The organism is Desulfuribacillus alkaliarsenatis (assembly GCF_001730225.1).
Lineage (GTDB): Bacteria > Bacillota > Bacilli > Desulfuribacillales > Desulfuribacillaceae > Desulfuribacillus > Desulfuribacillus alkaliarsenatis.
This window is the reverse complement of sequence record NZ_MIJE01000031.1, coordinates 205,399-227,494: the sequence shown is the minus strand read 5'-3', so window position 1 is coordinate 227,494 and position 22,096 is coordinate 205,399. Positions and strand designations below refer to the sequence as shown.

Sequence of the window (22,096 nt, the reverse complement as noted above, 5' to 3'; positions counted from 1 at the left end):
TGTGAAAAATAGTTATTTACTAAATTAGGGGTTATATGATAGCATAAATTTGGACGAACGTCCGAATTAAAAAGGTGTTAAAAATATAATAAAACATAATTATTAGGAGGACAACAATGGCGACAACTATTCTGATTGATTCTTGCTGTGATTTACCACATACATATATTACTGAAAATGAGCTGACAGTAGCTAAATTCCCTTTTGTCTTTAAAGGAAAAACCTACGAAGATGATTTTGGTAATACCATTTCTTACAAAGATTTTTATGACGGTGTACGTAATGGTGAGATGCCTACAACGGCGCAGATAAACATTTATCAGTATGAAGAAACCTTTAGGAGTATCCTTGAGAAAGGGCACGATATCATTTACATCAGCTTCTCATTTGCTCTTAGTGGTAGTTACAAGAACGCGCATACAGCAAAAAATAATTTACTAGAAGAATTTTCAGATGCATCAATAGATATAATCGATAGTCGATGTGCTTCGATTGGGGAAGGTCTTTTATGTTATCATGCAATAGAGCTTCTTAAAAGTGGAGCATCGAAGGATGAACTAATTAATTGGCTAGAAAACAATAGAAATAGACTAAATCACTTTTTTACTGTAAGTGATCTGAATCATCTAAAACGCGGGGGCAGAATATCAGGAGCCGCCGCAGCGATTGGAACTGTTTTAAATATAAATCCAATGCTTACAGTCGATAAAGAAGGTAAACTAAAGGTCGTTTCTAAAATAAGAGGAAGGAAGAAGTCCCTTAAAGCTTTAGTAGAAATGTTCGAGGAAAGGGTCGAAAATCCTGAAAACCAGACGATTGCTATTTGCCATGGAGATTGCGAAGAAGATGCACGTAAAGTGGAAGAACTTATCCGCTCCTCTTATAATATTAAGGATGTAATAATCAATAATGTAGGACCTGTAATTGGCGCTCATACTGGCCCCAATATAGTTGGTTTATGTTTTCTAGGTAAAGAGCGGGCTTAGATTTACCGTTAGACGGCAATATTCCAGGCTATTCAGGAGGATGAAATCATGGGTAATGAATTAGACAATATAAAACAAGCTGAGAAGATATTAAATGCTGCCTTTAAATGCATAGAAGAAAGAGGATATGCCAATGTGTCGTTAAGAAATATTGCTGATGAAGCGGGAGTCGTGTTAAGTCAATTAAACTATTACTATAAGAATAAAGAAGGTTTATTTACGGAAGTAATCAATACATTGGCTAAACAATTTGTTGGTGAAATAGAAGCAAACTTAAAAAAAGGTGCTTCCAAGAAAGAGAGAATAATGTATTTAACTGAATACTTTCAAGAAATGTTACGAAAAAAACCTGAGTTTTTTAAAATGTTTTATGATATTACCAGCATGTCACTATGGTCAACATCCCTTAAGGATATCATCAATGACTTATTTAGCAACTTAGCTAATTTAATAGAAAAATACATTCTTACCGATTCTAACAATAATCCATCGTCTATCGCCATAGCAAGAATTATGCTAGGCACTATATTAGGAACTTCAATACAAGTTTTGCTAGCCCATGAACAGGAAGAGATAATCAATACATTACCAGCGTTAGAGCTTTTGTTTGACCGCATCTAAACCTGCTTATGTGCAAATATTGACAGAGAAAAATTGATATGATATAAAATTAATAGAAATTAGCACTCGCGGGGCTAGAGTGCTAACGAAAGCTAACTGCAATCTGCCCCGCCCGTGTGCGTTCCTACATATATAATATAAACATAAATCAAAGTATAGGAGAGATACAATGGCAAAGAGACAATTTAAGGCAGAATCTAAGCGGCTCCTAGAGCTAATGATCAACTCCATTTACACACACAAGGAAATATTCCTTCGTGAGCTTATTTCTAACGCAAGTGATGCAATCGATAAAATCTATTATCGTGCACTAACAGATGAAAATATTAGCTTCAACAAAGATGACTACTACATTAAAATAACCCCTGACAAAGAATCTAGAACCTTAACAATATCCGATACGGGAATCGGTATGACTAAGGAAGAGCTTGAGAAAAACCTTGGCGTCATCGCTAAAAGCGGCTCATTGGCCTTTAAGAAGGAAAACGAATTAAAAGACGGACATGATATCATTGGTCAATTTGGAGTCGGTTTTTATTCGGCGTTTATGGTGGCAGATGTCGTAACTGTAATAACAAAGTCAATAGACAGTGACGAAGCTTTTAAATGGGAATCTAAGGGTGCAGACGGCTATACCATCAAAGCAGTAGAAAAGGACACTGTCGGCACAGATATCATCTTAAAGATTAAAGATAATACTGAAGACGAAAACTATGATGAATTTGTCGATGAATACCGTCTGCAAAATATCATTAAAAAATACTCTGACTTTATCCGTTACCCAATTAAAATGGATATTGCAGAGCGCAAGCTAAAAGAACAACCTGAGACACCTGCTGCAGAAGACAACAAGGACGAACAGCAGGACAAGCAGCCAGAATACGAGTATGTTGTAGAAGAGAAGACAATCAATAGTATGGTGCCAATCTGGCGTAAGAACAAGAACGAATTAACTGATGAAGATTATCATAATTTCTATGCTGAAAAGCATTACGGCTTTGATAAACCGATTAAGCATATCCACATAAGCGTTGATGGAGCTGTGCGTTATAATGCGATTTTATTCATTCCAGAAACGATTCCATTCGATTATTATACGAAGGAATATGAAAAGGGTCTAGAGCTTTACTCAAGTGGTGTGCTTATTATGGAGAAATGCTCCGACCTACTACCTGATTATTTCAGCTTTGTAAAAGGTATGGTTGACTCCGAGGACTTATCTCTTAATATTTCCAGGGAAATGCTACAGCATGACCGTCAGCTTAAACTAATTGCTAAGAACATTAAAAATAAAATTAAAAAAGAGCTTCAAACTATCATGAAGGACGATCGTGAAAAATATGAGGAGTTCTTTAAGTCCTTTGGTAGACAGTTAAAGTTTGGTGTTTATAACGAATTCGGTAGACATAAAGAAGACTTGCAAGACCTAGTAATGTTCTATTCCTCAACTGAGAAAAAACTTGTATCACTGGATGAGTATATTGAGCGCATGCCAGAAGAACAAAAGTATATCTATTATGCTACAGGTGAAAGTAACGAGCGTATTGAGAAGTCTCCGCAAACTGAGCTAGTAGCAGATAAAGGCTTTGAAATCCTGTACTTCACTGAGGACATTGATGAGTTTGCAATCAAGGTATTAAGAACATATAAAGACAAGGAATTTAAGTCTGTTACGGCAGGCGACTTAGGAATTGAACAGGAGCAGGATAAGGACGACAAGGCTAAAGAAGAGTATAAAGAGTTATTTGAGCAAATGAACTCCATATTATCTGACAAGGTAAAAGAAGTTCGTGCTTCTAAGCGTCTAAAAACACACCCAGTATGCTTCTCAACAGACGGCGAAGTTACAATTGAAATGGAAAAAATTCTGAACCAAATGCCAGACAATCAAAAAGTAAAAGCGGCTAAGGTGTTGGAAATCAATACTAACCATGAAGTCTTTAAATCCTTGCAGAACGCTTTTGAAAATGATAAAGATAAGCTAGAGCTTTACACAAATATCCTTTATAACCAGGCTCTTTTAATTGAAGGATTACCTGTTGAAGACCCAGTCGAATTCACTAATAACATGTGTAAGGTTATGGTGTAAATAGCAAATAAACGAGAGTATTGTTACCTATAGATATTATATAGGGAAGCGATACTCTTTTTTTAATACGTTTAAAGTGAGTAGTCCACAGCGTGCATACAATGCTAATGACTTCGAATACTAACAATATTAGTGTAAATTTAGCACATGGATAATTGCCTAAATACTTGTGTATTCTCTAATATAAAGATAACTACAAAATTAATATGATTGGAGGCTTATATTAAATGAAGAAACTACAGTTGCGAATCGAAGACATTAAAGCATTACCTTCCGTATATCAGCAATTTTACAATGAAATATCCCATGACATTCCAGACGACAGAATTATCGCAGACCCATTAAGAAGAATAGCCTATGGAACAGACGGGAGTTTTTATCGATTAATTCCTAAGCTAGTTATTAAAGCAAAGACATGCAAGGAAATTACGAAGCTGATGGAAGTAGCTGCAAAATTAAAGGTACCTGTAACATTCAGAGCAGCAGGAACGAGTTTATCAGGTCAGGCAATATCCGATTCTATTCTCATCTATTTGTATGGGAATTGGTCGAACTGTGCTGTGCAAGAAGATGGCGATATAATTAAGCTTGAACCTGGTGTAATAGGTGCTGAAGCAAATCGTAAGTTAATTAAGTATAGTAAGAAAATTGGGCCAGATCCAGCATCTATAAACCATGCCATGATAGGTGGTATTGCTGCTAACAATGCCAGTGGTATGTGCTGTGGTATTGCCGATAATAGTTATAAAACAGTCGTACATATGAAGATTATATTCTGGGATGGTACTATCTTAGACACTTCAAGTCAGGAATCTATTCAAGCGTTCCAATCGAAACATGCTGATTTAATAAAAGAAATAGAAAGAATCCGTGACGAGATACTAGCAGACATAGCATTGAAGGAACAGATTACTCACAAATTCAAAATCAAAAATACAACGGGCTATAGCATAAACGCATTTGTCGATTTCTACGATCCAATAGATATCATAAAGCACCTAATGATTGGCTCTGAAGGAACACTTGGTTTTATTGCGGAAATCTCCTACCGTACGGTTAGGGAGTTTGAGCATCGGGCATCTGCCTTAGTTGTGTTTCCTGACATTGAGCAAGCCTGCAAAGGTGTTATGCGCTTAGAGCGCGACTTCGTATCAGCGGCTGAACTTATGGATAGAAGCTCCTTGCGCTCTGTTGAAAACGTTGAAGGTATGCCGCCTTATCTTAAGGACTTGAATCCTAAAGCCAGTGCACTGCTAATTGAAGTAACAGGCGACAGTCACCAAGAGCTACAACAGCGAATTGACCAAGTCAAACAAGCGCTATCAGAAATAAAAACAGAACTGCCAATCGAATTCACAGATAAAAAACCTGAATACCAAAAACTCTGGAATATTCGTAAAGGACTATTTCCTGCCGTAGGTGCGATGAGGAAAATCGGCACAACGGTCATAATTGAAGATGTAGCTTTCCCTATGGAAAATTTAGCGGAATCGATTCTAGCCCTACAGGATTTATTTGAGAAACATGGTTATCATGAAGCAATAATATTCGGTCATGCCTTAGATAGTAACGTGCACTTTGTGTTTACACAGGATTTTGGAATCGACGCTGAAGTAGAGCGATATGATCTTTTCATGCAGGAAGTCTGTGACCTAGTAGCAGACAAATATGGTGGATCATTAAAGGCGGAACACGGAACAGGTAGAAATATGGCACCATTCGTTGAAAAAGAGTGGGGTAAGAAAGCCTATGAGATGATGGTTAGAATTAAAAGCGCATTCGACCCGCTGGCAATCATCAATCCAGGTGTTATCATCAACGACAATCCTAATGCCCATCTTGAACATCTAAAGCCATTACCAGCGGTCCATGAAATCATAGATAAGTGTATAGAATGTGGATTCTGTGAAGTCAACTGTCCATCACAAAACCTTACAACAACGCCACGACAGCGCATTACCACACGACGGATGATTGCTCGACTAAAGTCTAGGGAAGGCAAATTATCGGATAGTGACAAACAAATGCTTGAGCGTTTACAAGCCGATTATACATACATGGGAAATCAGACGTGTGCTGTTGATGGTTTATGCTCAACAACCTGCCCAGTAGGAATCAATACAGGTAGCCATACGAAGGTGCTACGCTCCTATACCGTGGGTCGACTTGGAAATCGCACCTCGAAGCTTACCGCCAACAATTTCAAGAAGACGACATCTATGATTGGGGTAGGGCTTGCGACAGTTAATCGTATACACTCATTAGTAGGAACAACAACCATGGGTGGTATCACGCGGGCGACTCGCAGGGTTTCTGGAGATCGCATCCCGTTATGGAGTCCGTGGATGCCTCAGAAAGCTAAAAGCATAGACTCATCAATACAAAAATTAGATATCAAGCAAAGTAGCAAGAAGGTCGTATATTACCCGTCCTGTATAAGTAGAACAATGGGTCCAGCAAAGGGAGACATTGATCAACGCTCTATCCCTGAAGTCACATTATCTGTACTAAATAAAGCTGGCTTTGAAGTGATTATACCTGAAGACAGAGACAATCTTTGCTGTGGAGTTCCGTATGAGAGTAAAGGATTCTTTGAAGAAGCAGATGCGAAAAGCTCGGAACTAGAGAAACATTTACTTAAATACTCTAATAATGGAGAAATACCAGTACTTTGCGATACGAGTCCATGCACCTTTAGGATGCAGCGCGTGATGGGCGATAATTTAAAAATATATGAGCCAGTTGAGTTTATCCATGATCATTTACTGGAGCATCTTGACATCGAACCAGTTGATGAAACAATCGCCGTTCATGTTACCTGTAGCTCGATTAAAATGAATTTGGGTCCTAAATTTTCTGCAATAGCTAAAGCTTGCGCTAAAGAAGCGATTTTCCCTGAGAAAGTAAGATGCTGTGGATTCTCGGGTGACAAAGGGTTTACGACACCAGAACTTAACGCATCAGCCTTAGCGACGCTAAAAGACTCGCTAGAAGGTCGCTGTACATCAGGCTACTCTAACAGTAGAACCTGTGAAATCGGCTTATCACACCACGGAGAAATTAGCTATCAATCAATACTGTATCTAATAGATCGCTGCGCTAAAGCAAAATAGAACACAAGGGGACGGTTCTGCTGTGTTGCACCGTCCCTGTGTTTTGGGATACTAAGTTTGTTAATGTTCTATCTGAAATTTAGAGAAATGGGAGGATATAAATGAACGAATGTAGTACAAGTGATGCAAATCAAATTGTGGAATTGTTAAAAAGAAGGCGAAGTATTAGGAAATTCAAGCAGCAACCAGTGGATGAAGAAAAAAAATATCAATTACTCAAAGCGGCGCTCTACTCACCAACGTCTCGGAATCGCCGCCCTTGGGAATTTGTTGTTATCACTGATGCGGCCATTCTCGAAGAGTTATCCCAAGCAAGACCACACGGCTCGGCTTTCTTAAAAGGTGCACCATTAGGGATTGTCGTACTAGGCGACGAGGAGAAGTGTGACGTATGGACAGAAGACACCTCTATAGCAGCAATTAATATTCAACTAGCTGCTGAAGCGATGGGTTTAGGCTCATGTTGGATTCAGATACGTAAACGTGACCACAATGAGCTACTAACGGCAGAGAAATATGTGCAAAAGCTGCTGGCCATCCCTGATACATTACGGGTGCTATCTATCATAGCTATTGGACATCCAGAGGAACAGAGACCTCCTTATGATGAAGATGTATTGCAATTTGAGAAGGTGCACAGAAATCAATATGGAAAGTAATCAAGTAAAAGAAAAATATAATAAGAAAGCCAAAAGCTTTGACACTATGATGGCACCGATGGAATTGATGGGTATGAAAAAATGGAGAAAAGCACTTGTTGCTAAAGCGCAGGGATTAGTGCTGGAAGCTGGAGTAGGTACAGGTGCTAATTTACCTTATTACCCAGCGGGGATAAAAGTAGTAGCCGTCGATTTCAGTTCGAAAATGCTAGATATAGCTGAAGTTAAAGTAGCAAGTAGTAAAGCAGAAATTGAACTTAAGCTTGCAGATATTCAGGAATTACCCTTTGAAGATGATACTTTTGATACCGTTATTACAGCTTGTGTATTTTGCTCTGTGCCAGATGCATTACAGGGATTTAAAGAGCTACGTCGAGTAACCAAAGCAACAGGAAACCTGTATCTATTAGAACATGTACGTAGTGAAAACGCTGCTTTGGGTAAGATGATGGATTGGCTTAATCCACTTACGGTTAAACATAGTGGGGTAAATATCAATAGGCGCACAGAAGCTACAATGGAAACTGCAGGCTTAGAAATTAAGCAGATTGATAAGTTATTTGGCGATATAGTAAAGCTGATTCATGCAACACCAGGAAAATAAGTACTCATACGTTAATGTGTATAATATTGTTGAACATATTCTCGGAAGTAATTCTGTATATTGCAGATTTACTTCGGAGATTTTTGCTTTTTTATGGTAAGCTATAATTATGAAGCATGTTTTCATTTATAAGAGAGTAATTATAAAAAGTGAGGGGAGAAATATAATGTCAAAAGTCAAAATGCGAATAGCAATATACATATTATGCATTAGTCTAGTATTTTCATTGACGGTTACTTCGGTTAGCGCAACTACTGGAGCTGTTGAAATGGAAATAACAATTAACGGCGAGCTAGTAGTTTTTGAAGATGCTCACCCGTACATTAATGAAGATGATCGAACAATGGTGCCGATTCGCTTTATTTCAGAAAACCTAGGTGCTGAAGTTTGTTGGGATGGAGCAACACAGACAGTTACAGTGCAGAAAGGTGAAAACACTATCACACTACAGGTCGATAGCGATATTATTACCGTCAACGGCGAATCTCAGCAGATGGATACGCGCATGACTTTTAATGAAGAGCAGGGCCGTAATTATGTTCCACTCTTTTTTGTATCAGAGAATTTAGACTCAAATCTTTATTGGGACATGATTGATGGCGTACACTTTATTGACATAGAAGAACATAGTTGGATCGAAGAGTTCTTTGATTGGGAAGAGAATTTTGATTTGGGCTCACTGTTAGAACCTTTAGACGAAGAAATAGCAGAGCAAATTGCAAATAATATATTAGTAGATTTCCAGGAAGCATTACGCAATCAGGATTTCACTGCCTTAGACAGTATGCACTCTTTCTATCTAGAATTTATTGACGAATATGGTGCTATGTTCTTCCCAGACAGCGCATTCGATATTACATTCCATGATGTTGTTATTTTAGAGAGCTATGGGAATTATATTGTTGCTGAAGTAGAGTTTGATTACTTGAATTACTATCGCCTAAATTTACGTGCCCTTAATATATATTTTGCGATGCTAGGGGATGGTATAGATCCAGATGAAGTTAGTAGTCAGGAAATTAGAGACTATGTAATAGCCAACAAATATATGAAACAGTTAGAAGAGGTTGAACAACAGCGGTATGTGCGAAATTTAGAAATAGAAAAAATAAATGAACAATGGAAAATAAATGATTTCCGCATTCAGACAGGCTATGAATGGCATGATGACTTAGACATTATGGCTGAACAATTGACCCTTGAAGAAATTTTTGAGTTTGCTTTTCTTGAAATGCGTGCTGCGTTTTTATTCTTTGGTGAGTTTGCTGGAGAGTTCGGTGCTGACTCTGGAATTAGCGTACAAGAAGCAATGGAAACTTTTGAAGCAAAGTTAGAAGAGATTAAAGCCGAAATAGCAGAGCATTTAGGTTATGATTCCTTTGAAGAGTTAATTAAAGTAGAACAAAGTACAGAAGAGTTCTACAGAATTATTGAGCAGTTATAAAGCTAGAAGTTTTTCGATTCGATATTCATGATAACAACAGAATTACGGCTATACGCATAAGTAAACCATATCTTATATTAAAGCAAGGCAACTATACTATGAGATGGTCCTTCCCTGCTGGCCAACCACCAGATTTTCAAGCTCAGTCGCTATCTAGATTAGAACAAGCTTCTGTAGATTGTGCTCGAGCAGCAAATATTCCGTTCGCCTATTTACTAGAGAATATTGCATACGGTCAAAGCGACGCGATTGAAGCTCATGAGGGGTTAATGATAGTCATGGGCATCGTGTCAACATTCTTAACGATAGAGTGACAGCCCTCGGAACAGGTCCCTATTACATGCATTACACGCAAAAATTCATAGAACCAAGGTGATATACTACAAAAAAACTATTCCCGCCACTACTAAACCACTACTAGTAAGATAATCGCCAAAAATTAAAGGGAGGTATTGGTTATGGTGGCAGAGAAAAAAACAAAGTGTGAGACATGTGGTTATAAAGGTGAGCCGTTTGAGGTTTGTCCTAATTGTGGAACATAAGGGCTAAAAGAAGCTGTTTTCACTGAACTAAGGTGTTCAATGAAAACAGCTTCAATTATTATTAAAAGCTAGCAGATAGGATTATTGAACCAGAGATACCCGTTATCGAATTAGCAGGACGGATAACAGCAAGTGATTCAGGTAAAATCTCTGCAACTAAAGGGATTTCTACTCTTCCAGACCAAGTAGGTGGATCTTCAGGTGTTGCAAATATTTCGGTGCCAAATCCATTGATGCTAGGTATATATATTTCCCCAATATAGATGTCGTAATTGCCAAATGTTTGCGGTTCAGGTAACGTTGCCATAAAACTTACAGACTGCCCACCTCTTGGTGCTAGGCCGATGAAAGCGATACCAGTAGTTCTAAAAGGTAGACCTACACGGGGTCTCAATATTTTACAGGCGGGGTAAGGAACGCGACCAGGTACACATAAAACGTCACCTGGGTATATTAGATTCGGGTCTGTTATGTGCGGATTATTTGCCACGAGGGCTTCCAAGCGCACTCTAAACATTTGTGAAATAATATACATTGATTCACCAGCACTAACTGTATATCGTCCGAGAAAACCAGGCGGACATTGCGTTGGGATACGAGGTTGCAGTGTAGACATGATAATACCTCCAAGTGTGCCTAATGTTAGGCTTATATAGTTGTTATCTATAATATGCCTTAGAGGATAAAATGGTTAAAAGCACAAGACCTCATTACTTAGAACGTATAAGCCTTAGACTGTTAAGTGTAACAAGAAGTGTTGCCCCCATATCTGCAAAGATTGCAATCCAAAGAGTTAACCAACCAGGGATAACTAATAGTAAAGCGATGACTTTAAGCCCAAGCGCTAGTGTGATATTTTGTTTTATAATAGATAATGCTCTCTTACTTAAGGATATAGTATATGCTAGCTTATCTAAGTCATCTGACATGAGCGCAATATCTGCTGTCTCCAAAGCCGTATCTGTTCCTGCTCCGCCCATGGCAAAACCTACACTAGCAGCCGCTAGGGCAGGGGCATCATTGACCCCGTCTCCAATCATGCCAACTCGGTTATTTTCTTTAGTTAATGATTTTATAAATTGCAACTTATTTTCAGGAAGAAGCTCAGCTTTATAGTCAGCGATACCAGCCTTCTTAGCAATTGCTGCCGCTGTTTGCTGGTTATCTCCAGTTAGCATAATAAGTTTATTGATGCCTATTTGTTTAAGCTTCTGAATTGCGGATATAGTTGTTTCTCTTATTTCATCCGCAAGGGCAATAATTAATAAAGGGCTCTGTTCGGTCCCTAGGATTATGACAGTTTTACCTTGATTCTGTAGGCTAGTAATTCTATTATCTAGTTTTTCTAGATGTTTGTGATTTAGATTCATTAAATACTCTTTGTAGTAAGCAGGGCTACCGATGTGATAGACTACTCCAGCTATTTTAGCCTTTAAGCCCTTGCCAGTAATAGATTGAAAATCTTCTATGTTATGTTTATTGTAAGGCAGGTTTAATTGTTTAGCTTTGGTAACTATAGCAACTGCTAATGGGTGCTGTGAACCCTTTTCGATTGAGGCTGCGATGGTTAACAAGTGCTCTTGAGTTTGTGTAATATCTAAGGCTCCTGTAACTCCTGTAGATTCTATAGCTCCATCGGAGATAATCAAATCTGTTACTATAGGCTTTCCCTTAGTAAGTGTCCCAGTCTTATCAAAAGCGATGGTATCTAACGTGCCAGCCGCTTCGAGGTGTACTCCGCCCTTAATCAAAACACCATGCTTTGCAGCATTACCAATTGCTGTAACAATCGCTACGGGTGTTGATATGACTAAAGCACAAGGGCACCCTACAACTAAGACAGCAAGGCCCTGGTAAATCCACTTCGCCCACTCACCTCCAAAGAATAAAGGTGGAATAATTATAATTAAAAATGCCACTAGTATAATAGCGGGCGTATAGAATTTAGCAAAGCGATCAACGAATTGCTGGGCAGGAGCACGTTCTGCCTGCGCTTCTTCCACTAAGTGAATAATTCTAGCAAGTGTTGTATCCTCTACACGCTTTGATACTATAACCTCTAGAAGACCTTCTTCGTTAAGGGTTCCAGCATAGACTTCATCTCCAGGCGTTTTAGTTACTGGCACAGATTCGCCTGTAATTGCAGCCTGATTGAGACTCGATGTGCCTTTCATGACGACTCCATCCATTGCTAGCTTTTGCCCAGGCTTAATAACCATAATATCGCCTATTTGTATTTTATCAACGGGTAGTAGCACTTCTTGGTTTTTTCTAAGGATGTAAGCTTCCTTTGGCGCGATTTCCATTAACGAGGCAATGGAATTACGAGCTTTATCCATGGAATAACGTTCTAAAGCTTCACTTATAGCAAACAAGATAACTACAAGAGCTCCTTCGGCCCACTCTCCAATAGCAGCAGCACCAAGGATGGCGACTGTCATTAAAGTTGACATATCAAAATTGAGGTTAGATAAATTTCGAAAACCTTTAATAAATAGCGAATATCCACCTATTAGAATGGCGGCTGCATATCCAAGTGTAGGTAAGGTATGGTCTTCTCCATAGTATAAACGCATAAGAAAACTGCCTATCAATATAAGGGTAGCAATGTAAACCTTGTAGTTAGAACGTTGCTTCCAAAAAGGTGCTGGTTGTTGTTTTTGCTGTGTTAACCATGCATTTTCATCATGGAAAACAAGATTTTCAAAGTCGGCTTTTTTTATTTGTTCAAGAGAAACATCTCCGTATACGGTGATTTTTGAAGCAGCAAAGTTTACCTTCGCATCTACCACGCCATCCAGGCGCTTTACGTTCGCTTCGAACTTTTCTGCACAGCTAGCTCAACTGAAGCCTTCAACCCTATATGTTGTAACTGATGATTCGAGCATGTTAATACCTTCCTTCTATCTATTAAATTCAATAGATTCCTTTTTATTTACAGTTTTCATGTTCGCTATGCTCCATCGCCACAAGCATTAATTGCTTGATATGTTCATCATCAAGGGAGTAGAAAGCTAGCTTTCCATCCTTGCGAAATTTTACAAGTCTTTGTTTATATAGAGTGCGTAAATGGTGTGATGTTGTAGCTATAGACGCACCTATAATATTAGAAATATCACATACACAAAGCTCATTTTCTGTACATAAAGCATAGATGATTTTAGCTCTATTTTCATCGGCGAGGGCTTTGAACATGAGGGCAGTAGTTAGTAAATCTTTACTTTCGATAAGCTTTTGTAATGATTGAACTTTTTGTTCGTTATAGCAATAGATGTCGCAGTTATGTGTGTTAGTCATGTATTAGTCTCCCTTTGTTTAATATTCAAGTATTCGTTTGAGTGAAATATAACACAATCAAAACTATTATTCAAGTATTTGTTTGAATGAAAGTTTTAATAGGAGAAAATGTTGACTAGTTGATATTTTCATGCTATTATTATATGAAAGTGATAATCGTTATCATTATTGTTATCGTTATCCATAAAAAAAGGTGGCGGTTTTTATGTATATACAGGCTAATTACCAGAAGGGTACAACTGAACAGTTAGATAGAATCGTCAATGCCTTTCAAGAACAATCATACTGTACTGGATATGCTATAGATTTAGTGGAACGGATTGGTGCTACTATTATGGGTGTAAAACCAGCTGAGTTATTAAACGTACCACTAGTAAAGATTGATGATAATTTTCAATGGGAACAATGTAAACATTGCTTGCTGCTACATAAAGAGTTAAGGTATAGAGAAATTACAAGTAACAGTAAGCGAATGAAGGTATTCTTTTACCATAGGGAACAATTGGATCAAACACTAAGACAGAAGACTAGCTTAAAGTTTCTACAAAGCTTAGGTTACCCTGACGATTATTCCCTTGAAGCATATTTAGACATACTAGTAGAACGGATTAAAGGAGAAGAATTTCCAGATGAAATTGGCTTGTTTCTAGGATACCCACTTAAGGATGTATTGGGGTTTACAGGGAGATTTCCATTGAAGCTAATTAAAACACAGGGCTGGAAGTACTATGGAACAGAAAAGATTTCTAAGATGCGTTATGAGAGCTTTCATGCGGCTAGGGCTATAGTTAAACAACAAATTAAATCAATACCGAGTTAAAATAAACCTAAGTAAGACTGATTATGCATTGATGACAAATGCGCTAATCAGTCTTTTCTGTTTATCAATATTTGAAAAACAAAATACCATTGAAATTTGTATTTGTTCGATATCATAAGCTATAATCTATTTATCAATTACAAATTAATACATCAAAGAATACGAATGGGTGGTAAGGTTGTTTATAATTATACTTCTTATAGTTTTAGGAATTAATATAGCATGGTATTTGTTAAGCGATAAATGGTTACGCACAGACTTAGAGAAATTCCCAAAAGCAAGAAGGTACACACGTATAGCCTTGTCTATTTGGATCGGAATTATTTTTATTCCTTTGCTGTCAGCTAGCTTGGGTTTAGGTAATCCACTTGAAAGTGGCCCGTGGGCATGGATTTCAATTCTATATTTGTGGATTGGAACTATTTTATTTTGGATGATCGGGTTGGCTGTAGTTGGGATACCAATCTGGGGAGTAGAACAATTACTAATATATTTTAGGAATAGAGAAGCTAAAGGCACTCATGACGAAAAAGAGCATGACAAAAAGGAGCATAATGCTAGCAAGCAGGAAGATGAATCTGTAGATAGCCCACGACTGAACAGAAGACAGCTTGTGAAACTAGGATTGGTGGCGACACCGCCTTTGTTGGTCAGTGGTGGCACTGTTGCAGCAGTAATAGGTAAAAGGAACCTAAACGTACGCACCATCGACCTGCCTGTTAGAAATTTACCACAGAATCTTGAAGGATTTACGATTACTCAACTATCTGATACCCACATTGGCATGCTAACTGGCAGAGAACGTGTTGAAAATATAGTAGAAACAGCTAACAGTTTTAACAGCAATATCACAGTTGTAACAGGTGACATATTAGATAATAACTTTGATTATATGCCTGACTTAGTGGATACCATGAGCCAATTAAAAGCAGAGCAAGGAGTATATCTATGTATTGGTAACCATGATAAAATGTATGATCCTTCAAATTGGGTACGTACAGTTCGCAAATCTGGTCTAAACCTACTATTAGATGAATCTACAATTATCGATACTGGGGGAACACCGATTAAGCTTCTTGGAATCGATTTCTCAAATCAATTATCCCAAGACATTAGGAATATTAGAACAGCTGATGAGGATACAAGAACACCTGAAAACAGTATGAAAATTCTTTTAGCGCATCATCCCCATGCCTTCGATGCAGCTGTGCAGGCTGATATTCCAACAACTTTAGCAGGACACACCCATGGCGGACAGATTGTACTTAAAATAGGGGAAAAGTACGAGTTATTCAACCCAGGCAACTATTTGTTCCGTTATGTAGATGGTATATATAGAAAAGAAGATGGTAGTAGTCTTTTTGTACACCGAGGGTCAGGTGATTGGTTCCCGCTGCGTACTGGTGTGCCAGCGGAAGTAGTTCAGCTTAGGCTTGTGACTGAAAATATAGGCTAACGATTAGGAATATTCAAGGTGACGGGGGAATTTTGGTGGAAGTTTATCTTGCACGACAACCAATTTTTAATCGCAATATGTCTGTTTACGGCTATGAATTACTTTATCGGCGCAGTATGAACAATTTCTATGAAGGTATTAATGGCAATATGGCGACTGCAGAAGTTATCAATAACGCTTTCTTAACGATGAAAATAAAAGAAATATCCAACGGCACTAAAGCATTTATTAACTTTTCGGCAGATCTTTTGATCAATGAAATACCTTTTTTGATGCCTAAAGAACAAGTCGTAATAGAAATATTAGAGCAGGTGGAACCAACACAAATAATCATCGATGTATGCAAAAGGCTTAAAGAGCATGGTTATTTAATCGCCTTAGATGATTTCGCATTCAAACCTAATTATCAGGCACTCGTTGAACTTGCAGATATAATTAAAGTGGAATTCAAAGTAGATTCTCTCTCACAGCAAAAAATCTTTATTAATCAACACCGTAATAAAATCAAATTTTTAGCAGAAAAAGTGGAAACTCGGACAGATTATGAAATTGCACATAAACTAGGATACGATTATTTCCAAGGCTATTTCTTTAGCAAACCAATAATTATGAAAGCGACTCAAACACCATCTATCAATCAGACGCTTGTACAGGTTGCTAAAGAGATAATGGACGATGAATTTGACTATCAAAAACTAGCAATATTAATAGAAAAAGATGTTGGTTTATCATATAAACTATTAAAGCTTGTTAATACAGTAGGATTTGGTAGCCGCTATCAAATCTATTCTATCAAACAGGCACTTGCGAGATTAGGAATAAAAGAAATTAGAAAATGGATATACATCATGATGTTACAAGGCATGCATTCTGTAGAAATATCTGAACTAGTCAATCTCTGTGTAATACGTGCTAAATTCATGGAGTCGCTTGCGAAAAGTCTAGGTCTTGCTGGTCGTCATTTGGAATTATTTCTAGTAGGTTTATTCTCTTGCATAGATATCATCATGAACAGACCTATGCAAGAGATGGTTGATGATTTAGCATTAACTGAAGAAGTTAGAGACGCATTACTGGGAAAACCTAATGAATTACATAAAATATTAGTACAAGTTATTAGCTTTGAACGTGGCCAACAAGTTAACAATGGTTCAGAATCAGTAAATATCAAAGTGTCAGAATGGACGGAATTGTATGTTGACGCCATTGGATGGGCTGGCAATTTAATTGACTAAAAGTGTTGAGTGAAGCTGACAGCCTTCTTCCAGCCTTTATACAACCTATTACGTGTCTGTTCATCCATAGAAGGTCTGAATTGGGAATCTATTAGTCGATTATCTGAAATTTGCTCTTTAGTCCAAAAATCTACGGCAATCCCAGCTAAATATGCAGCCCCGAGCGCCGTAATTTCAGTGACAACAGGTCGCTCTATAGGCACATTAAGCATGTCGGCTTGAAATTGCATAAGAAAATTATTATTAGCAGCACCACCATCAACTCGAAGTGATTGGAGCGTAATTCCAGAATCAGCTTCCATTGAATCAAGTATGTCCTTAGTTTGATAAGCGATTGACTCTAGAGTGGCACGAATGATATGCTCTCTTTTTGAACCTCGGGTTATGCCAACGATAGTTCCGCGTGCATCCATTTTCCAGTAAGGTGCACCAAGGCCAGTGAATGCTGGAACGACATAAACTCCTCCGCTATCTTCAACTTTATTAGCATAGTATTCAGAATCCACTGCTTTCTCCAGTAATTTCATCTCATCACGTAGCCACTGAATAGCAGCACCCGCTACAAAAATACTGCCTTCAAGTGCGTATGTAACTGTATCGTCTATGCCCCAAGCAATCGTAGTCAAAAGTCCATGCTCAGATATTACAGCTTTATCCCCTGTATTCATCAGCATAAAACAGCCCGTTCCATAGGTGTTCTTAACCATCCCTTCTTGGAAACAAGCTTGCCCGAATAGAGCTGCTTGTTGATCGCCAGCAATTCCTGCTATTGGGATAGCGGCACCGCCAAATGTTTGCTTATCAGTATAACCGTAGATTGTGCTAGAGGATTTGACCTCGGGTAACATACATCTAGGTATCTCTAGCTTATCGAGTAAGGGTTGCTCCCATGTAAGTGTGTGTATGTTAAAGAGCATAGTTCTTGATGCGTTGGAATAGTCAGTAGCATGGACCTGCCCCCTAGTTAAATTCCATACTAGCCAAGTATCGATGGTGCCAAATAAAAGCTCTCCGTTCTTGGCTCGCTCCTTTGCGCCTGGAACATTATCAAGAATCCACTTAACCTTCGTAGCTGAAAAGTAGGCGTCGATTACAAGTCCAGTTGTTTCTCTTACATATGGTTCTATCCCGTCAGCTTTTAATTGATTACAAATATCAGAGGTTCTTCTGCATTGCCACACAATGGCATTATGTATAGGTTTGCCTGTTTGTCTGTCCCAAATCACAGTGGTTTCCCTTTGATTGGTAATGCCGAAAGCGGCAATCTCTTGTGGGCGCACACCAGCTTTTTCTAGAACTTCTCGTGCAACACCGCTTTGCGTACCCCATATCTCCATCGGGTCATGCTCGACCCACCCAGGCTTAGGATAAATCTGTCTGAATTCCTTTTGAGCCTGCGCAACAATATTTCCCTGCTGGTCAAACAAAATGGCACGGGAGCTTGTAGTGCTTTGATCTAATGAAATTATATATTTTTTCAATTTTTTTCACCTCGCTAGAAATGGTTCTTCGATAATGATATATATATCCATAGTATTTGTTTCTATAAAAAAAAGCTAGCCATGAACAAAAGGCGACTGATAAAAAATAAAAATTTAGGATAGGAAAAAGAAGGGAATCAACTATTCGTATAGAATAATTTAAAAAAGAAAAAGGTTAAAAGAGTAAATTACGGGGTGAAAGCTATGATTAAATCCTCTGATCAAACATTGCACTCTAATGAACTTTCAGAGCTAAAAGAAGAAAACAAGATACTTCGGGAAGAACTGCAAAAAAAAGATATGATATTAAGAGAAGCTCACTCTATAGCGCGGATGGGCCGCTGGGAGCTAAATCTTAGTGATAATAAGCTGTATTGGTCAGAAGGTATATATGAAATATTTGACGTAGATCCAGAAAATTTTGGTGCGTCTTATGAAGCGTTTTTGGACTTTGTTCATCCAGAAGATCGAGATTTGTTGAATGACGCCTATGTGCAATCAGTAAAGAATAAAGTACCATATGAGCTAGTACATCGCCTACTTATGAAAGATCAATCTATTAAATGGGTATATGAGGTCGGACGCACTTATTATGATGAGGAAGGAAAAGCAACTAGATCTGTGGGAACGGTACAAGATATTACAAAACTAAAGCAGGCTGAAATGGACTTAGCCCAAGAAAAGGAACAATATAAAGTCGCGGAAGAACTGCTAAGGAATACATTTGATGCTATTCAAGACGGTGTAATGATCTTAAATGCAGAAATGGTAATTATTAGGACAAACGAGACGATACAAAAATGGTTTGGGCGGGAGGGTTCAGTCGGAACTAAGTGTTACATCTATTTAAGGGGATATAGGAAGGTATGTCCAACATGCCCTGCCGTAAAAGCCAAAGAAATGCAATCGATGAATGCGGAAGTAATTCAATTAGAAACAACCGATGGAGCACTAGGCACATTCGAGTCTTACTCATACCCTATGTATGATGAACATGGCGAGTTGACAGGATTTGTAATTCATCTTCGTGATATATCAAAACAAAAACTGGCAGAGGATTGGTTACATAAACAGCTTGAGTTTGAAAAAGTAATAAGCGAAATTTCCACTAGCTTTATAAATGCTACTAGACATGATTTGGATGAAAAGATAGAAAGTATGCTGGAGTTATGTGGGAATTACTTTGAAGTGGATCGGATGTATCTATTCCAGTTCTCTTGTAATCAACAATTAATGAGTAATACCCATGAATGGATAGTGGAAAATATAGTAGCGGAAACAAGGCAATTAACGAATTTTCCTTCTGAGAACCTTCCGTGGTTGAAAGAGCAAATTTGTAAGCTACAGCACTTAGCTATAGATGATATCGAAAAGTTGCCACCTGCAGCCTGTGCAGAGAAGCTAGAACTACAGAGAAAGGGTGTTCAGTCTGCTTTATACATTCCTGTAGTTAGAAATAAAAATGTTTACGGATTCCTTGGATTTAATTATATTAAAACAAAAAAACCATGGACATCAGAACAAATAGCGCTAATGAAGCTTGTTGCTAATATTATCTCGGAGGCGCTAGCGAAGCATTATATGGAGCTTGAAATGGAGAAGGCGAAGGAGGCTGCTGAAGCAGCAAGTGTGGCAAAAAGTCAGTTTTTAGCAAATATGTCCCACGAGATTCGCACACCGATGAATGGAGTTGTAGGTTTTTTAGATTTGTTACAAAATACAAAACTTACAAAAGAGCAAACAGAGTTTGTCAATAACATAAAGACCTCAACAGAAACATTGATGACCGTAATCAATGATATATTAGATATTTCAAAAATTGAAGCTGGTAAGTTTGAGGTAGAAGAAATACCGTTTGATTTATGTTCAGTTGTGGAGTCAACAGTTATTCAATTCTCTTTGAAGGCAAAGGAGAAGGATTTAGAACTCAATTTACTTGTGAACTCTGACGTGCCTAACAATGTGAAGGGTGATCCAATTCGTCTGCGCCAGGTGATTAATAATCTTGTGAGCAACGCTGTGAAATTTACAGACCAAGGTCAGGTTTATCTGGAAGTCAATCTGTTGGTGGAGGACCAGGAGCATGCGACCATAGAATTTAAAATACACGATACGGGTATTGGCATGACGAAGGAGACGATAGCTAAATTATTTAGTCCCTTTATGCAAGGAGATACGTCTTCTACGCGGAAATACGGAGGTACTGGACTTGGACTAGCCATATCTAAACGAATTGTAGAAATGATGAACGGCGAAATCCAAATAACTAGCCAAATAGGAAAAGGCTCTACGGTAAGCTTTACTATAGATGTTATAAAATCTAACGATGAAGACGTTACTGTTGTAACAGACTACAAAGCATTAGTCGGAAAAAGAATTTTAGTTGTAGACGATCATGCTATGAACAGAGATATAGCTAAAGTTTATCTAGAAGAAGCTGGTGCGGTTGTAGAACTAGTAGAAAGCGCCGCTGAGGCCCTAAATCACATAGTTAAGGGGAACTTTACCAATCCCCAATATGATGCTTTACTAATCGACTTTCATATGCCAGGGATGAATGGACTGGATTTAGCAGCTGCTCTTAAAGCTATTCCTAATACCAGCAGTATACCATTAGTGTTGCTGACCTCTGTGGCGGGTTATGAAGAAGCAAAGCTTGCAAAAAAACAAGGATTTTCAGGGTATTTGACTAAGCCGTATAAGCGGAATGATTTATTAAAAACTGTAGTTGCAAATATTATCGGTAGCCATGGTGGCGAGTCTTACGGCGAAATGTTAGATTTGGATAACGCTACTGACAAATCACTATTACTTAGCAACAGTGAGGAGGGTGAAGCAATTGCAAAAGCAATTGACTTAGACCTTCGCATACTAGTGGTTGATGATAATGATATAAACAGCAAGCTACTTGTTAAACTACTCGCAAGCAAAGGATTAGGTTGCGACGTCGTAGAAAATGGTGAACGGGCTGTAAAGGCTTGTCGCGTCAGAGAATATGACATAATATTCATGGATTGCCAGATGCCTGTTATGGATGGTTACGAAGCTACAAGAAAAATTCGTGAATTAGAAATAGATAAGCAACCAATTATTGTTGCGATGACCGCTTATGCAATGTCGGGTGATTCTGACAAGTGTTATGACGCTGGTATGGATGATTATATAAGTAAACCTATAAATACAAAAAAAGTTGTTAGTATTTTAGTGAAACATGCATGTAAATTAGCTAGTGCAAAAGCTTCTATAAGTCTGCAAACATTAGTTAAGCGCTTTGTTGTAGAAGTAGGTTTTACTAAAACAGAAGCTGAAGAATTCCTTAAAGAATGGTTGCCTTCCCTGGATGATTTATTATCAGATATTAAGGAAAACATAGAGTTGAAAAACCATAAACAAGTTAAAGGGCTATTACATCAACTTAAGGGAGAAGCAGGTAATATGCGTTTGCGTGAGGTTACTGAGTTAGTAACTATTGCTGAAAAAGCCCATGATGGTAATGACGAAAAAGCAGTTAAGCAGCTAATCGATGAGATGACTATTATAATGCGAGAATCGCTACGAGAATGTAAGGATAAATAATAACAAAATGTCATATATTAAATAGGCAAAACGCAGGTATATTAAATATACTTGCGTTTTTTCAAAAAAAATATATTTATTTTTGAAAAAGTTATTTACATTTCGCGTCACATAAGCTAACATATAAAGAAAGAAACACACAATAATTATACTTACAAGCTAATGAAATATGA

Annotated in this window: 16 protein-coding genes; 12 read left to right on the top strand and 4 right to left on the bottom strand. The window is 38.0% G+C overall.

Annotation, left to right across the window (positions count from 1 at the left end):
* Positions 1-116 precede the first annotated feature (116 nt).
* The 8 genes from BHF68_RS10725 to BHF68_RS10690 all read left to right on the top strand — a co-directional run bounded on the left by BHF68_RS10725 (position 117) and on the right by BHF68_RS10690 (position 9,830).
* Complete coding sequence (locus BHF68_RS10725; protein ID WP_069643642.1) at positions 117-986, top strand: DegV family protein; 870 nt, start codon at positions 117-119, stop codon at positions 984-986.
* A gap of 48 nt (positions 987-1,034) precedes the next feature.
* Positions 1,035-1,607, top strand: coding sequence for a TetR/AcrR family transcriptional regulator (locus BHF68_RS10720; protein ID WP_069643641.1), 573 nt, complete (start codon positions 1,035-1,037; stop codon positions 1,605-1,607).
* Between the two features lie 169 nt (positions 1,608-1,776).
* Positions 1,777-3,696 carry a molecular chaperone HtpG gene (gene htpG, locus BHF68_RS10715; protein WP_069643640.1) on the top strand — a complete coding sequence of 640 codons (1,920 nt, stop codon included), beginning with the start codon at positions 1,777-1,779 and terminating at the stop codon, positions 3,694-3,696.
* 227 nt (positions 3,697-3,923) lie between these two features.
* Positions 3,924-6,809: an FAD-binding and (Fe-S)-binding domain-containing protein gene (locus BHF68_RS10710; RefSeq protein ID WP_069643639.1), complete on the top strand. Its 2,886-nt coding sequence runs from the start codon at positions 3,924-3,926 to the stop codon at positions 6,807-6,809.
* Positions 6,810-6,910: 101 nt separating this feature from the next.
* Entirely contained in the window at positions 6,911-7,468 is a 558-nt protein-coding gene (locus tag BHF68_RS10705) for a nitroreductase family protein (protein WP_069643638.1), read from the top strand.
* A complete protein-coding gene (locus BHF68_RS10700) occupies positions 7,458-8,072 on the top strand; it encodes a class I SAM-dependent methyltransferase (RefSeq protein WP_069643637.1) in 615 nt (204 codons plus the stop codon). Before BHF68_RS10705 ends, BHF68_RS10700 begins: the two co-directional genes overlap by 11 nt.
* A gap of 166 nt (positions 8,073-8,238) precedes the next feature.
* Positions 8,239-9,516: a copper amine oxidase N-terminal domain-containing protein gene (locus BHF68_RS10695; RefSeq protein ID WP_069643636.1), complete on the top strand. Its 1,278-nt coding sequence runs from the start codon at positions 8,239-8,241 to the stop codon at positions 9,514-9,516.
* A 98-nt stretch (positions 9,517-9,614) separates the two neighbouring features.
* Complete coding sequence (locus tag BHF68_RS10690) at positions 9,615-9,830, top strand: spore germination YkwD domain-containing protein (RefSeq protein WP_069643635.1); 216 nt, start codon at positions 9,615-9,617, stop codon at positions 9,828-9,830.
* Positions 9,831-10,119: 289 nt separating this feature from the next.
* On the opposite strand, the gene BHF68_RS10685 is transcribed toward BHF68_RS10690, so the two are convergent.
* The 3 genes from BHF68_RS10685 to BHF68_RS10675 all read right to left on the bottom strand — a co-directional run bounded on the left by BHF68_RS10685 (position 10,120) and on the right by BHF68_RS10675 (position 13,355).
* Positions 10,120-10,674 carry a LysM peptidoglycan-binding domain-containing protein gene (locus BHF68_RS10685; protein ID WP_069643634.1) on the bottom strand — a complete coding sequence of 185 codons (555 nt, stop codon included), beginning with the start codon at positions 10,672-10,674 and terminating at the stop codon, positions 10,120-10,122.
* Between the two features lie 94 nt (positions 10,675-10,768).
* Positions 10,769-12,946, bottom strand: a complete 2,178-nt coding sequence (locus tag BHF68_RS10680; protein ID WP_084019376.1) for a heavy metal translocating P-type ATPase — start codon at positions 12,944-12,946, stop codon at positions 10,769-10,771.
* A gap of 43 nt (positions 12,947-12,989) precedes the next feature.
* On the bottom strand, positions 12,990-13,355 hold the full coding sequence (locus tag BHF68_RS10675; RefSeq protein WP_069643633.1) for an ArsR/SmtB family transcription factor: 366 nt from the start codon (positions 13,353-13,355) through the stop codon (positions 12,990-12,992).
* A gap of 205 nt (positions 13,356-13,560) precedes the next feature.
* Here BHF68_RS10675 and BHF68_RS10670 point away from each other — a divergent pair, with 205 nt between their 5' ends.
* From BHF68_RS10670 to BHF68_RS10660, 3 genes are all read left to right on the top strand, one after another.
* Positions 13,561-14,175 (top strand): DUF3793 family protein, encoded by a 615-nt coding sequence (locus tag BHF68_RS10670; RefSeq protein ID WP_069643632.1) that lies wholly within the window; start codon positions 13,561-13,563, stop codon positions 14,173-14,175.
* Between the two features lie 178 nt (positions 14,176-14,353).
* Complete coding sequence (locus tag BHF68_RS10665; RefSeq protein WP_069643631.1) at positions 14,354-15,631, top strand: metallophosphoesterase; 1,278 nt, start codon at positions 14,354-14,356, stop codon at positions 15,629-15,631.
* A 35-nt stretch (positions 15,632-15,666) separates the two neighbouring features.
* Entirely contained in the window at positions 15,667-16,866 is a 1,200-nt protein-coding gene (locus tag BHF68_RS10660; protein WP_069643630.1) for an EAL and HDOD domain-containing protein, read from the top strand.
* On the opposite strand, the gene glpK is transcribed toward BHF68_RS10660, so the two are convergent.
* A complete protein-coding gene (gene glpK / locus BHF68_RS10655; RefSeq protein ID WP_069643629.1) occupies positions 16,863-18,347 on the bottom strand; it encodes a glycerol kinase GlpK in 1,485 nt (494 codons plus the stop codon). The two genes, BHF68_RS10660 and glpK, sit on opposite strands and share 4 nt — an antisense overlap.
* 204 nt (positions 18,348-18,551) lie before the next feature.
* Here glpK and BHF68_RS10650 point away from each other — a divergent pair, with 204 nt between their 5' ends.
* On the top strand, positions 18,552-21,923 hold the full coding sequence (locus BHF68_RS10650; RefSeq protein WP_069643628.1) for a response regulator: 3,372 nt from the start codon (positions 18,552-18,554) through the stop codon (positions 21,921-21,923).
* Positions 21,924-22,096: the final 173 nt, after the last annotated feature.

Bases quoted from the DNA above. Each gene is read 5' to 3' on its own strand.
- BHF68_RS10675 (WP_069643633.1), bottom strand. From the start codon at position 13,355: ATGACTAACACACATAACTGCGACATCTATTGCTATAACGAACAAAAA.
- htpG (WP_069643640.1), top strand. From the start codon at position 1,777: ATGGCAAAGAGACAATTTAAGGCAGAATCTAAGCGGCTCCTAGAGCTA.
- BHF68_RS10725 (WP_069643642.1), top strand. From the start codon at position 117: ATGGCGACAACTATTCTGATTGATTCTTGCTGTGATTTACCACATACA.
- BHF68_RS10705 (WP_069643638.1), top strand. From the start codon at position 6,911: ATGAACGAATGTAGTACAAGTGATGCAAATCAAATTGTGGAATTGTTA.
- BHF68_RS10710 (WP_069643639.1), top strand. From the start codon at position 3,924: ATGAAGAAACTACAGTTGCGAATCGAAGACATTAAAGCATTACCTTCC.
- BHF68_RS10690 (WP_069643635.1), top strand. From the start codon at position 9,615: ATGAGATGGTCCTTCCCTGCTGGCCAACCACCAGATTTTCAAGCTCAG.
- BHF68_RS10720 (WP_069643641.1), top strand. From the start codon at position 1,035: ATGGGTAATGAATTAGACAATATAAAACAAGCTGAGAAGATATTAAAT.
- BHF68_RS10700 (WP_069643637.1), top strand. From the start codon at position 7,458: ATGGAAAGTAATCAAGTAAAAGAAAAATATAATAAGAAAGCCAAAAGC.
- BHF68_RS10650 (WP_069643628.1), top strand. From the start codon at position 18,552: ATGATTAAATCCTCTGATCAAACATTGCACTCTAATGAACTTTCAGAG.
- BHF68_RS10695 (WP_069643636.1), top strand. From the start codon at position 8,239: ATGTCAAAAGTCAAAATGCGAATAGCAATATACATATTATGCATTAGT.
- BHF68_RS10685 (WP_069643634.1), bottom strand. From the start codon at position 10,674: ATGTCTACACTGCAACCTCGTATCCCAACGCAATGTCCGCCTGGTTTT.
- BHF68_RS10670 (WP_069643632.1), top strand. From the start codon at position 13,561: ATGTATATACAGGCTAATTACCAGAAGGGTACAACTGAACAGTTAGAT.